Annotated in this window: 12 protein-coding genes and 1 riboswitch; of the genes, 3 read left to right on the top strand and 9 right to left on the bottom strand. The window is 63.2% G+C overall.

All coding sequences use genetic code 11. From position 1 onward, the window contains the following. Positions 1-3: 3 nt before the first annotated feature. Positions 4-1,179: a GGDEF domain-containing protein gene (locus LB519_RS07950; RefSeq protein WP_063167886.1), complete on the top strand. Its 1,176-nt coding sequence runs from the start codon at positions 4-6 to the stop codon at positions 1,177-1,179. Between the two features lies 1 nt (position 1,180). Here LB519_RS07950 and gcvP read toward each other — a convergent pair whose 3' ends face one another. The 3 genes from gcvP to gcvT are packed head-to-tail and all read right to left on the bottom strand — an operon-like array spanning position 1,181 to position 5,483. Then, a complete protein-coding gene (gene gcvP, locus LB519_RS07945; protein WP_224619378.1) occupies positions 1,181-3,991 on the bottom strand; it encodes an aminomethyl-transferring glycine dehydrogenase in 2,811 nt (936 codons plus the stop codon). 17 nt (positions 3,992-4,008) lie between these two features. After that, the gene (gene gcvH, locus LB519_RS07940) at positions 4,009-4,377 is read right to left on the bottom strand and encodes a glycine cleavage system protein GcvH (protein ID WP_027162564.1); all 369 of its coding nucleotides are present in this window, start codon (positions 4,375-4,377) and stop codon (positions 4,009-4,011) included. Between the two features lie 5 nt (positions 4,378-4,382). Next, positions 4,383-5,483, bottom strand: coding sequence for a glycine cleavage system aminomethyltransferase GcvT (gene gcvT / locus LB519_RS07935; protein ID WP_224619376.1), 1,101 nt, complete (start codon positions 5,481-5,483; stop codon positions 4,383-4,385). Between the two features lie 149 nt (positions 5,484-5,632). Beyond that, positions 5,633-5,719: riboswitch (glycine riboswitch) on the bottom strand. Positions 5,720-5,963: 244 nt separating this feature from the next. On the opposite strand from gcvT, the gene LB519_RS07930 reads away from it, so the two are divergent. Then, positions 5,964-6,965, top strand: a complete 1,002-nt coding sequence (locus LB519_RS07930) for a hypothetical protein (RefSeq protein ID WP_063167889.1) — start codon at positions 5,964-5,966, stop codon at positions 6,963-6,965. Positions 6,966-7,002: 37 nt separating this feature from the next. Here LB519_RS07930 and LB519_RS07925 read toward each other — a convergent pair whose 3' ends face one another. Next, positions 7,003-7,731 carry a GntR family transcriptional regulator gene (locus tag LB519_RS07925; RefSeq protein WP_224619373.1) on the bottom strand — a complete coding sequence of 243 codons (729 nt, stop codon included), beginning with the start codon at positions 7,729-7,731 and terminating at the stop codon, positions 7,003-7,005. An 8-nt stretch (positions 7,732-7,739) separates the two neighbouring features. Next, entirely contained in the window at positions 7,740-9,020 is a 1,281-nt protein-coding gene (locus LB519_RS07920) for a D-amino acid dehydrogenase (protein WP_224619372.1), read from the bottom strand. A 221-nt stretch (positions 9,021-9,241) separates the two neighbouring features. Here LB519_RS07920 and LB519_RS07915 point away from each other — a divergent pair, with 221 nt between their 5' ends. After that, positions 9,242-10,039, top strand: a complete 798-nt coding sequence (locus LB519_RS07915) for an aspartate/glutamate racemase family protein (protein WP_224619370.1) — start codon at positions 9,242-9,244, stop codon at positions 10,037-10,039. Between the two features lie 31 nt (positions 10,040-10,070). On the opposite strand, the gene LB519_RS07910 is transcribed toward LB519_RS07915, so the two are convergent. From LB519_RS07910 to LB519_RS07895, 4 genes are all read right to left on the bottom strand, one after another. Continuing rightward, positions 10,071-10,862 (bottom strand): molybdopterin-binding protein, encoded by a 792-nt coding sequence (locus LB519_RS07910; RefSeq protein WP_024505336.1) that lies wholly within the window; start codon positions 10,860-10,862, stop codon positions 10,071-10,073. Position 10,863: 1 nt separating this feature from the next. Beyond that, complete coding sequence (locus LB519_RS07905) at positions 10,864-11,745, bottom strand: cytochrome b/b6 domain-containing protein (RefSeq protein WP_224619369.1); 882 nt, start codon at positions 11,743-11,745, stop codon at positions 10,864-10,866. 97 nt (positions 11,746-11,842) lie between these two features. Further along, positions 11,843-12,520, bottom strand: coding sequence for a DUF1345 domain-containing protein (locus tag LB519_RS07900; protein ID WP_013531945.1), 678 nt, complete (start codon positions 12,518-12,520; stop codon positions 11,843-11,845). A gap of 23 nt (positions 12,521-12,543) precedes the next feature. Then, positions 12,544-13,014: a YaiI/YqxD family protein gene (locus LB519_RS07895; RefSeq protein WP_024505334.1), complete on the bottom strand. Its 471-nt coding sequence runs from the start codon at positions 13,012-13,014 to the stop codon at positions 12,544-12,546. Positions 13,015-13,062 lie beyond the last annotated feature (48 nt).

The following is a 13,062-nucleotide window of genomic DNA, read 5'->3' as shown; positions in this document are numbered from 1 at the left end:
GATATGCTGGACTTCAGTTCGCTCCTGCTCGCAGCCGCGCTGTCGGGCATATGCCTCAGCGTCACCATGTTTGCGATCTGGTTCACCGCACCCAAGGCAGGTTTCGTGTTGACGGTGGCGTGCGGAATTCTGGTGCTCGTCGCGCATGTGATCCTGTTCTGGCGGTACACCAAGGATCCCGATCCGCTGCTTTGCCAGATCGTGCTTGCGCTGCTCAGCCTGGGGTTCCTGATCCTCTGCTTGTCGGCCATGCAATATCTCGGCGTGCCCGGCTACAGGCGCGCCGTTGCACCGGCGCTTGCTGCCATGACTATCTGTGCCGCTGTCACTTTCCTTGGCTTTGACGGCGTTGGTTTCATCATCACCTACACCACGGTGACGGCGCTGCTGTCGGCGATCGGCGCCATGTTCTGGATCAACGGCAGTCACGATCGCCGCATCCTTCTGGTGGTTTCGTTTCTGAGCGGCACCTGCGCGATGTCGTTTGCGCTTTGCGGCGTGGTTCTGCTGACCAAGGGGCAATGGACGCTCGCGATTGCGCCCGACAATTGGGCCGAACGATTGAATTCCGTCGTGGCGGTGGCCTGCATGACCGGGCTCGGAGCATTGACGCTCTCCCTCCATCATCTGCAGGCGCAGATCGAGCTCAAGGCCGAGACCATGACCGACCCGCTGACAGGGTTGCTGAACCGCCGGGCATTGACGTCGCTTTACGGCGAGCGGAGTTTCGGTCCATTCATGTCTATCGTCATGTTCGACCTCGACCACTTCAAGCGGACGAACGATGTCTACGGTCACCCGGTTGGGGATCAGGTCTTGTGCCGTTTTGCCGCCGTCATCAAGAAATATGCCCGGCCCGGCGTCGACGCTTTTCGCCTTGGCGGCGAGGAGTTCGCAGTCGTCATGTCGCGGATGACGGACGAAAAGGCCTACGATCTCGCCAGCAAGATCGGCGTGGCTTTCGGCGCCGAAATCGTCCCCACCCAGCTCGGCAAATTGCGCAGCACGGTCAGCGGCGGCATCGGCTTTGGCGAGGCAAGCGGCAGCAGCCTCGACAACGTGCTCACCGAGGCAGACGCGGCGCTCTATGCCGCCAAACGCGCCGGACGAAATTGCGTCATCAGCCGCAAGAGGATGGGCAAGGCCGAGCCGATCAAGCCGGCCTTGCGCTCAGCGTAAATTACTCCGCGGCCCCCAGATAGTCGGACAGCGGCGGGCACGAGCAGACCAGGTTGCGGTCGCCGGCGACATTGTCGATGCGTGACACCGGAGGCCAGTACTTGGCTGCCGTGTCGGCGTCGCCGGCCGGATAGGCCGCTTCCAGGCGCGAGTAGGGATGGTTCCACTGGCCGGCCAGCGCCTCGGCGGCGGTGTGCGGCGCGTTGACCAGCGGATTGTCGGCCAAAGGCCATTCGCCCCTGGCGACTTTTGCTGCCTCTGCCGATATCGCGATCATGGCCTCGCAGAAGCGGTCGATTTCCCGCTTGGGCTCGGACTCGGTCGGCTCCACCATCAGCGTGCCGGCGACCGGGAAGGACATGGTCGGCGCGTGAAAACCATAATCGATCAGCCGCTTGGCGACATCGTCGACACTGATGCCTGCACTCTCCTTGAGCACACGGGTGTCGAGGATGCATTCATGCGCGACGCGTCCCTGCCTGCCCTTGTAGAGCACCGGGAAATGCGCACCGAGCCGCGTTGCGATGTAGTTGGCGGAAAGGATCGCTGTTTCGGTCGCCTGCTTCAGGCCCGAGGCGCCCATCATGCGGATATACATCCAGGTGATCGGCAGGATCGAGGCGCTGCCGAAGGGGGCGGCGGAGACGGCGTGCGCCGAGCCTTCGGTGACATGGCCGGGCAAATACGGCTTCAAATGCGCCTTGACGCCGATCGGCCCGATGCCGGGTCCGCCGCCGCCATGCGGAATGCAGAAGGTCTTGTGCAGGTTCATGTGGCAGACATCGGCGCCGATGTCGCCGGGACGGGCAAGCCCGACCAGCGCGTTGAGGTTGGCACCGTCGAAATAGACCTGGCCGCCATGCTCATGGATCAGCGCGCAGAGATCGCGTGCGCCTTCCTCGAACACGCCATGCGTCGAGGGATAGGTGAACATCAGCGCTGCGAGATTTTGCGCATGCTCAGTCGCCTTGGCCTTCATGTCGTCCATGTCGATGTTGCCGTCTTCGGTGCAGCGCACGACGACGACGTTCATGCCAGCCATCGCCGCGCTCGCGGGATTGGTGCCATGCGCCGAGGAGGGGATCAGGCAGACGGTGCGGTGGTTGTCGCCGCGAGAGCGGTGATAGCCGCGGATGGCGAGCAGTCCGGCATATTCGCCCTGGCTGCCGGCATTGGGCTGCAATGTGACGGCGTCGAAGCCGGTGATCTCCGACAGCCAGCCCTCCAGCTCGCCGATCATGGCGCGGTAGCCTACCGAGTGCGCGGCCGGGGCGAAAGGGTGCAGATTGGCAATGCTCGGCCAGCTCACCGGCATCATCTCGGCGGCGGCGTTGAGCTTCATGGTGCAGGATCCCAGCGGGATCATGGCGCGGTCGAGCGCCAGGTCCTTGTCGGCCAGCCGGCGCAGGAAGCGCATCATCTCGGTTTCCGACTTGTTTTCGTGGAAAACAGGCTGGGTCAGGAACTCCTTGCCGCGCGGCTTGCCGGGCACCGTGCTGTCGGCGGAGGCGCCAGCCTTGGCGCCGAACAGGGCCGCGATTGCGTCGAGATCGGCCTCGGTGGAGGTTTCGTCGAAGGCGATGCCGATGTGGTCGGCATCGACGGCACGCAGCAATCTGCCGCCCTTTTCAGCGGCGGCGGCGATCGAAGCTGCCTTGCCCTTCACCTCGGCCGTCACCGTGTCGAAGCGGCTTGAACCGAGCACGGAGATGTTTGCTGCTTTGAGCCCGGCGGCAAGACGATTGGCCAGCGCATGGATGCGCCCGGCAATCGCCTGCAGCCCGGCGGGGCCGTGCCAGATGGCATAGGCGGTCGCCATATTGGCGAGCAGCGCCTGCGCGGTGCAGATGTTGGAGGTCGCCTTGTCGCGGCGGATATGCTGCTCACGCGTCTGCAAGGCAAGCCGGTATCCGGGCCGGCCCTTGCTGTCGGTGGACTGGCCGACCAGGCGGCCAGGCATCAGCCGCGTCAGCCTGTCGGAGACGGCGCAATAGGCCGCGTGCGGGCCGCCAAAGCCCATCGGCACGCCAAAGCGCTGCATCGGGCCGACGGCGATGTCGGCGCCAAGCTTGGCCGGCGCGTCGGTCAGCGTCAGGCCGAGCGGGTCGGCGATGAAGACGACGAGGGCGCCGGTCGCGTGTGCCTTGTCGATCGCTGCCTTGTGGTCGCCATAGACACCAAAAGTATCCGGCCAGGAGACAAGCAGGGCGGCGGTGTTGTCGTCGATCGTCTCGCCATCGATCTCGATGCCGAGCGGCTCGGCGCGGGTGCGCACCACGTCCAGCGTCTGCGGGTGCGGCGTGCCGGCAAGTGCTACTTTGGTGCGCTTGTCGCGGTGATGGCGCAGTGCAATGCCGACCGCCTCGGCCACGGCGGTTGCTTCATCCAGCAGCGACGCCGATGCCACCGGCAGGCCGGTCAGTTCGGTGACCAGGGTCTGGAAGTTGAACAGCATTTCCAGCCGGCCCTGGCTGATCTCGGCCTGATAGGGCGTGTAGGCCGTATACCAGGCCGGGTTCTCGAACAGATTGCGCTGGATAACCGGCGGCACATGGACGCCGTGATAACCGGCGCCGATGAAGCTCTTCAGCACCGTATTCCCGGCCATGACAGCCGAAAGCTCAGCCAGCGCTTCCGCCTCGCTCGCTGGTGCCGGCAGGGCAAGCGGCCGATCGAGCCGGATCGACTTCGGGACGGACTGGCTGATCAGCGTCTCGATCGAGGGCACGCCGATGGCGGCCAGCATGGCTCTGGTATCGTTGAGGCCGGGACCGATATGGCGGGCCGAGAAGGGGTAGGGTGCTGCGGTCATCTCAATAAGTCCTGATATCAACCGATATGGGCTTTGTAGGCGGCCTCATCCATGAGACCGGCGAGCTGGCTTTCGTTGGCAAGCTTCATCTTCCACAGCCAGCCGGCCCCTGTTGCGGCCGAATTGACCAGTGACGGATCCGACGACAGCGTGCCGTTGGCCTCGGTGATCTCGCCGTCGACTGGTGCATAGACATCGGATGCCGCCTTGACGGATTCGACCACGACGGCGGTGTCGCCCTTGGTCAATTTCTTTCCCGTCTCCGGCAGTTCGACGAAGACGAGGTCGCCGAGCTGCTCCTGCGCGTAATCAGTGATGCCGACCGTGGCGATGCCGCCCTCGACGCGGAGCCACTCGTGATCTGATGTGAAATAGGTCGTTGCCATTGAGATCATCCTTTTCGGTAGCGATGCGGTGTGAAGGGCAGGGAGCTGATATCGACTGGGATTCTCGTGCCGCGCACATCGGCGAAAACCCGTATTCCGGGCTTTGCCAGAGGTGTCGAGACATAGCCCATGGCGACCGGATGGCCGGCCGAGGGGCCGAAGCCGCCCGATGTGACATGGCCGGCCGAATTGCCGTCGGCGTCGAAGAGCGCGGCACCGCCACGCACGGGCTGGCGGCCTTCCGGCTTCAAACCGACGCGCTTTTGCGCGGGTCCTCGTTCCACCGCGGCGCGGAGCGCATCGGCGCCGATGAAAGTGCCGGAAGCGCGGATGTCCTTTGGAATTGCCCACATCAAGGCGGCGCTGGCCGGGTCGGTTTCCGGTGTGATGTCCTGGCCATGCAGGCAGAGACCGGCCTCCAGGCGCAGGCTGTCGCGCGCGGCCAGGCCGATCCACAGCGCGCGCTCGTCTCCGAGCAGCTTCGCGACGAGGTCGCGTGCATCGGCCTCCGGCAAGCCGATCTCGAACCCGTCCTCGCCGGTATAGCCCGACCGGCTCATGAACCAGTTCTTGCGCGGTTCGACCCCATGCATGAACAGCAGCGAGCCGGTCTCGATGCCGGCGCGGGAAAGGGCGGCCCAGGCTTCAGGACCCTGGATGGCCAGGAAGACGCGGTCGAGCGGCTCGATCCTGGCGTCGAAATCCGCGGCAAGTGCACGCAAATGCTTTTCGTCGGCTACGGCGTTGCCGGCATTGGCGACCACCATGAACCTGGCATCGCCAAGCCTGGTGACGATCAGGTCGTCGAGGATGCCGCCTGCTTCGTTGAGGAAAAAGGACAGTTTGGATTGCGAGATTTCGAGCGCGCCGGCATCCAGTGGGCAGGCACGGTTGAGCAGTGCCGCCGCTTCCGGTCCGCTGACCTCGAACAGCTTCATGTGCGAGATGTCGAACAGGCCGGCCTGCTCGCGGGTGTGAAGGTGTTCCTTCATGACGCCGGCCGGATAGGTCAGCGGCATCGACCAGCCGGCAAAGGCGCCGAAGCGCGCACCGGCGGCCATATGGATATCTTCAAGGGGAAGGTGTTTTGTGTCGTCGCCCGTCATGTCGTCTCCAGAGTCGCACGCAATCGGTCGCGAATGGCGACCAGTCCGTGCCCCTCTGTCTGAAGCCTGAGAGACTCGCGCAGCCGGAACTCTGTCAGCGGCGCTTACACCTTCGGCGCGGGGGCAAGCCCCGACTTTCCAGAGTGTCTTTCCCGTCTACGGTTCTTTTGCCTGAGAGATTTCGGGCGATTTCCCCTTCGGCGACAGCTCTCGCTGTTCTCTCCCGCAAACAGGTAGGACTCAAGACCCTGAGTCCTCGACGCGCCATCCATAGCTTGCGCGCGACGGCTTGTCACCTGTCAGCAACATCTAAAGCGCGTGCATGTCGTTCTTCAAACCGCGGCACGCTGTCAGGCGACATGCGTTGGCGACAAGTCTTCACTAACCACGCCGTTTGCCGGTTTTTCAAGACACTGCTGATATGTTGGCTTGTGTGACGCTATGGGGCCGGCGCTTGGCGACGGCGGACGGGGACGACAAATGGGCGAATTGATCATGAGCGCGCCGGTGGCCGGGCTGACCTCGAAAAGCCGCATCGCCGCGGAGGACGTGGCGATGTTGCGCCATGAAGTGTTCGGCGACGGCGTCGTGACGCGTGGCGAGGCCGAGGCGCTGTTCGCGCTCGATGCCACGGCGAAGGACAAATGCCAGGAATGGCCGCCCTTCTTCATTGAGGCGGTCACCGACTATATCGTCCACCAGGAAAAGCCGTCGGGCTATATCTCGCAGGACAATGCCGACTGGCTGATCCGCACGATCTCGCGCGACGGCATGGTCGACAGCCGGACCGAACTCGAATTGCTGGTGCATGTGCTGGAACAGGCGAAATCGTCGCCGGCCCAGCTTTGTGTGTACGCGCTGGAGCAGGTGGCGCATGCCGTCATTGACGGCAAGGGGCCGCTGATGCTCGGCGGCGCGCTGGCTCCGGGCCTCGTCGCGCAGGCGGAGGTCGAGCTTTTGCGCCGGATCCTCCATGCCCATGGCGGCGACGGCAACATCGCCATCACGCGCGCCGAGGCCGAGGTGCTGCTCAAGATCAACGAGCGGACTGCTCAAGGACAAAACGATCCGTCCTGGAACGAGCTGTTCGTCAAGGCGATCGCCAATTTCGTCATGTGCTCGGCCGGCTACGAAGCACCGACGCGCGACGTGGCGCTGCGCCATGACGCCTTCCTCGAACATGCCGATCCGGAAATCGGCGGCTTCTTCAGCCGCATGATCTCCGGCGGGCTTGCCGGCATCATGGAGGCCTACCGATCTCCTGGCGACATCGAAGCCGAATGGGAAGCCAAGAACAGGGCGGCCGAGGCCCTGGCCCGCCGTGCCGAGACGATCGATGCCGGCGAAGCCGGCTGGCTGATCGAACATATCGGCGTCGACAGGCCTCTTTACGAGAACGAACGCGCGCTGCTGACCCTGATCAAGCACGCCTCGCCGGAAATTCACCCGGCGCTCAGGCCGCTGCTCGACAAGGTTGCCTGACCGGCCAGGGATTGCTTAATCGGATCCGGGATGCTGGTCAGATCTGATCGACGTCGACGTATATCCGGGCCAGGCCTTCCCGGACGGTCGACATGGCATCGGCGACACTGATGTCGATGTGGTCATGCATGAGCCTTGCGGCCGTGTCGGCATCGCGGGCTACCATGGCTCGGGCGATTTCGCTGTGTTCGGTGTAGGTCGTCGACAGTCGCCGGTGCTTCTCCACTTCGATCTTGCGAACGAAATGGATGCGCGTGTTGATGCCTTCGAGCATGCGCGCCAGTTCGGGATTGCCTGACAGCCTGGCGATGCGGATGTGAAACTCCTCGTCCCTGGCGGTCAGCTCGGCGCTGGAAAACGAGTCGGCGCGCGCCATGGTGAGCGTCCACCAGTCGACGAGCGCGGCGAGCTCTTCATTGGTCGCGCGCTGGATCGCCAGCCTGACGGAGCGCTCCTCGAGAACCGCCCGCACGTCGGAAAGATTGACGACCTCGTCGACATCGAAGCCGCGGCAAAAGAAGCCGCGATTGGTCTGGAAGGTGATGAGTTCCTCCGTGACCAGCCGCTGGAGGGCCTCCCTGATCGGGCTGCGGCTGACATTCAGCCTCGCGGCAAGCGCCACTTCGTTGATGCGCTCGTTCGGCTTGAAGCGATAGTCCATCGCCATGCGACGGATCTCTTCATAGACGCGCGGGCCGGTCTTGATCGGCTTGGATGCCAACGCCGCGCAGTCGTCCTGGTTGCTGTGCCTGGCGGGTCGGAGCATGGCGTCGGTCAAGCCTTTGCGGCGCTTGGTTCGGCGAACCGCGCATGTGTGGGAAGGATACCGTCGAGGGCGATCGGCGCAGCCCGGCCGGCGATCAGTTCGGCGACGATGCGGGCCGATCCATGCGCCATCGTCCAGCCGATATGGCCGTGGCCGGTGTTCAGCCAGAGGTTCTTGATGTTGCGCAGGCCGAGGATCGGCAGATTGTCGGGCGTCATGGGTCTCAGGCAGGCCCGCATTTCGGCGCGATCATAGGCGATACCGCGCGGGAACAGGTCCTGCGTGACGCGCTTCATGAAGGCGAAATCCGAAGGCTTGTGGCTGCGATCATAGCCCGCGAATTCCGCGGTGGCGGTGACGCGGATGCGATCGCCCATCGGCGTGATGGCAACGAGATTGTGCTCATCGATGACGGGGAGTTTTGGAGCCAGCGCCGGGTCGACGATGGGAATGGTCAAGGAATATCCTTTGACCGGATAGATCGGCAAACCAAGGCCGATCTTGCGGGCGAGGATCGGGCTTTCGGCGCCGAGACACAGAACGTAGGTGTCGGCCAGAAATTCTCCCTTGTCGGTGACGACCCGGATGATCGCGTCATTCCTGCGTTCGATCCCGACGATCCTCGTGCTTGTCAGGATCTTGCCGCCCCTCGTTTCGACGATGGCCGCCAGCGCGCGCGTGAACTTGGCGGCGTCGCCGGTTTCATCGGTTGGACACATTATGCCGCCGGCAATGCTGCCGCGCGACGAAGCCAGCGCCGGCTCGCGGTCAATGATTTCCTGTGCGTCGACAATGCGGATCTCCTGGCCGTCGGCCTCCAGCAGGCGCATGTTGGCGACGCCCTTGTCGAGCGCCTGACGGCTGCGGTGGAAGTAAAGGATGCCGGCCGAGGTCCTGTCGTATTGGATCGATTCTTCCCTGACGACCGCCTGCAGGACCGATTGGGAATGGACCGCAAGCCGATGTTTGAGGAGGGTGTTGCGACGCGCTTTGGCGGCCGTGCATTCCCTGAGGAAGCGCAGCGACCAGCTGTAGAGATGCGGGTCGGCGGAAAGTTTGAAGCGAAGCGCCTGGTCTTTCAGGAACAGCGACTTCAGCAGGATTTTTGGCGCGGCTGGCGATGACCAGACGAAGGAGTGACCGGGCGCGATCATGCCTGCATTTGCCCAGCTCGCGCCCTCGGCCACCTGCGGTGCCTGCTCGAGAACAGTGACCGCGTGGCCGTCCTTTTGCAACTGATAGGCGGTGGTGATCCCGACCACGCCGCCGCCCAAGATCAATACGCGCATTGCTGTCCCGAAGGGCTGTGTTCCTATTGTCGACAATTCAATAGGAAGACGCCGATCCCTGTCAACGGTGAATGGGTCGGCGACGGACAAGCGGTCCGCGCAAGCGCAAAATTCAGGCGTTTACCGGTTCCCAGGATCTGCACAGAGCCCTTGACAGTTTCGGCAATATCGCCGTTTCTATTGTCGACAATTCTGATTGGCATCAGGAAGGGGACTGCGCCATGGACGCCCCGGTTAGCCGCGCCGACGACACGCTCGTCCTCGATAAGGAACACATTCCCTTCAAGACCGATGACGGTATCGGCACGCGCGCCAATCTCGGCCTGCTCGTGCTGCGGACCGACCAGACCATCGAGGATGAATTCCGCTATGCGCTGCCCGCGCGCGACATCGCGCTGTACGAGGCGCGGCTCTACAGCGATGTCGAGATCACACCGGAAAACCTGATGAAAATGTCGGCGGTAATCCCGGCAACGGTGGGACTCTTGCCCGACGTCAAGTTCGATGTGATCGGCTTTGCCTGCACGTCGGGAGCGCTGGTCATCGGCGAGGATAAGGTTGCCGAGCGCGTTCACGAGGTGCTGCCTGGTGTGCAGGTGACCAATCCGGTGACCGCGGCATGCGCCGCGCTGAAGGCCCTGGGGGTCTCGAGGATCGCGCTGCTCACCCCTTACTTGGCGAAAATCAATCATTCGCTGCGGGCATCGCTGATGGCGCGGGGGATGGATATTCCGGTCATGGGCTCCTTCAACGAGGCGGACGACAATGTCGTTGCACGCATCACGCCGGCATCGGTCAAGCAGGCCATCTTGGAAATCGGTGCGTCGAGCGACTGTGATGCGGTGTTCGTTTCCTGCACCAGCATGCGCGTTGCCCGCATCATCGAGGAGGTCGAGAAGGAGTTGGGGAAACCGGTCACCTCCAGCAACCATGCACTTGCCTGGCATATGCTGCGGCTTGGCGGCATTGGCGAGCAGATTGCCGGAAAAGGCGAGCTGTTTCGCCGCTCGCTAGGCTAGCATCTTCAGCGCCGGATTTGCGGTGTGCAGCTCAGATCCCGCCGTACCAGTCATAGCCATTGTCTTCCCAATAGCCGCCCCTGCCACCGCCGACATCGGCAAAGCCGTCGACCAGTTCGATCTTGTAGAGATATTTCGGCATCTTGTAGCCGAGCTGGCGCTCGACGCGAACCCGCAGCGGCGCGCCGTTCTCGACCGGCAGCGGCTTGCCGTTCAGGCCGTAGGCGAGGATCGTCTGCGGGTGACGGGCATCGATGAGGTCGATGGTGCCGTAATATTTGATGTCGCCCGACAGGCTGCGGTCGATCGTGTCGAGGCAATGGAACATGACATAGCGCGCCTGCGGTTTGACCACCGCCTGGTCCAGCACCAGCGACAGCGGCGTGCCGGTCCATTTGGCTATGCAGCTCCAGCCTTCGACGCAGTCATGGCGGGTGATCTGGGTGCGGCTTGGCATGTTCTGGAGCTGCTCGCGGCTGAGCGACAGCGGCTTTTCGACAAGACCCGTCACTTCCAGACGCCAGTCGGCGAAATTGTTGGCGAGCAGGCCCTTGTAGACGTCGTCATCGGGAGCGGTGACACCATTCGGCCGCTGCGGCTGGCGGATATCGGCCTCGGTGAATTCCGGCGCCAGCGCGTCGCGTCCGGCCAGCAGGCGCTGTGCGCGGTAGGTCAGGCCATTGGCGTTTTCGAGGAAACTGCGCAGGCCGCTGCCGACGCTTAGCTGGCTGTCGAAGGCGTCGCAGCCCGACAGCATGATACCGGAAGCGCCAAGGCCGGCAGCGGTCAGGAATTTGCGGCGGCTGATCTCAAACTTCGCCATGTCAGGCACTCCTCTCGGCTGTATTGTCGTCCTGTGCGGGAGGATCGGTGCGGTACCAGCCGGTGATGATCGAGCGCAGCTCGTTGATCGGGCCGGCGGCCAGGATCATCAGGATATGGACGACGAAGAAGGCGACCAGCAGCACCATGACGGTGAAATGGATGGTGCGTGCCGTCTGCCGGCCACCGAGCAGATCGTTGAGGAAAGGCAGCACCGAGTTCATGCTTGGCGACATCGCCAGGCCGGTGACGATCATCAGCGGCAGCAGCACGAACAGAACGCCGCCATAGGCCATCTTCTGCAGCGTGTTGTATTCGCGCGTGTGGTGGAATTTGAGCTTGGCGTGGTCGACGATGTCTTGCGGCAACCGCTTCAAATCGTCGAGGCGTGGCGCGAGATCGCGGCGGATGTGACCGTTGACGATGCTGGCGACCAGCCAGACGATCAACGTCGTGGTGAGTATCCAGGCAAAGAAGAAATGGATGACGCGCGCAGTGCCGAGATCATAGTAGGACGGGATGGTCGCCCAGGACGGGAAGGCGCGGGACGTCTCCTGGCCGGCCGGACCCGACCAGCCGAGCACCCCAGTGGTGTTGAAGCGTTTGCCGAAGATCTCCGTGTAGCCGCGCGGACCCGCATCGGAGTTCTCGGCGCCGATGGCGAAGATGGTGTTGTTGTAATCGAAGCCCGATTGCTTGCCGATATAGAGCTGCGGACGGGCATTGAAGATCTGCAGGCCTGAGAGCAGCATGAAGAACAGCGAGATGGCCCACAGCCAATGCGTCAGCCGCGTCCAGCGCGACTGCCGGTAAATCAGCGTTTTGTCGTTCGACGCCGAAGCGCCTGGATCGGCGGCGGATTGGCTTCTGGCAACGGATTCCATCGTGTTTCGTCTCCCGGCCTCGCGGCATGGCCTGCGCGCTCATTGTCCTCCTGATACGTCGCGATCCAAACCGATGTTTCATCCGATCACGGATTTATTACGGACCGCCCAGGCTGACGGCGAGATTGACGGCAGCGGCGACGATGACCGTGTTGAAGAAAAACGACAGGATCGAGTGGACAAGCACGACACGACGCATATGCGTCGTCGAGATGTTGGTGTCGGCGGTCTGCGCCGTCATGCCGATCACCGTCGAGAAATAGAGGAAGTCCCAACCCTCCGGCCGTTTGTCGCCCGGAAACAGCAGTCCGCCGACCGGGATTTTCTTCCTGGTCTCGGCATCCATCGCATCGCCATCCATCCAGTAGACATGGGCATAATGGAGCGCTGCCATGGCATGGATGGTGAACCAGCCGAGCGGGATCGACAGCAGCGCGAAGAAGAGCTCGATGGGATGGCTTCTGTCCTTCTGATTGATCAGCAGGAACAATGCGACAACGGCAACGCCAACGACGACAAGCGTCACGGCGAAGATGACCAGCACCGGCTGGTCGGTGGCGCGCGCATTCTTGCTCAGATACCTGCCGGTGAACTTCGGCATCTGGGCGACGACGAGAATGACATAGGCGGCAAAGAACGCGTTGGCGCCGATCGAATAGGCAAGCGGAGCGTGCAGCAGCAACGCCACCAGAAGCGCAAAGACGCCGAAGCAGGCAGACACAGCAAACAGCATGTGGCGCTGCATGGGTTTGTCTATCGGAGCTTCGGCGGCCATGGTGGTTCCAGCCCTGGATAGCGCTAATCCGGTGTGGCCGATTTCATGGCGCGCCGCAAGATGCGGTCGAGTTCGCCGAGAAACCGCGACCGGTCCTGCGGCGCAAAGCTGGCATTGTAGCCCTTGCTTTCGCCGGTCTCGCGCAGATGCTGCTTCAGGTCGCGCATCGCCACCGCCATGCCGATCGTTTCCGGCGTGAAGGGACGTCCGGTTGGCCCAAGCACATGGGCGCCGAGTGCAACCGCGCGGGCGGCCAGCGGAATGTCGGCGGTGATCACAATGTCGTTGGTGCGTGCATTGTCGACGATCCAGTCGTCGGCGGCATCAGCGCCCTTGGAGACCACGACATTGCGGACCATCGGATCGCGCGACGGCCGCAGGCCGCCATTGGAGACGTAGGTGACAAGGACGCCATGCCGGTCGGCCACTTTTTCGACCTCGGCCTTGACCGGGCAGGCATCTGCATCGACGAGAATGGCGGGGAGTTCGCTCATGTTTCTTTTCTCCTCCCATTGTGAACCACGGAGGCCGCGCGCCGGTTG

This window comes from Mesorhizobium sp. AD1-1 (assembly GCF_020164655.1).
GTDB lineage: Bacteria > Pseudomonadota > Alphaproteobacteria > Rhizobiales > Rhizobiaceae > Mesorhizobium > Mesorhizobium ciceri.
Note: the sequence above shows the minus strand (reverse complement) of the source record. Positions and strands in the feature narration are given on the sequence as shown.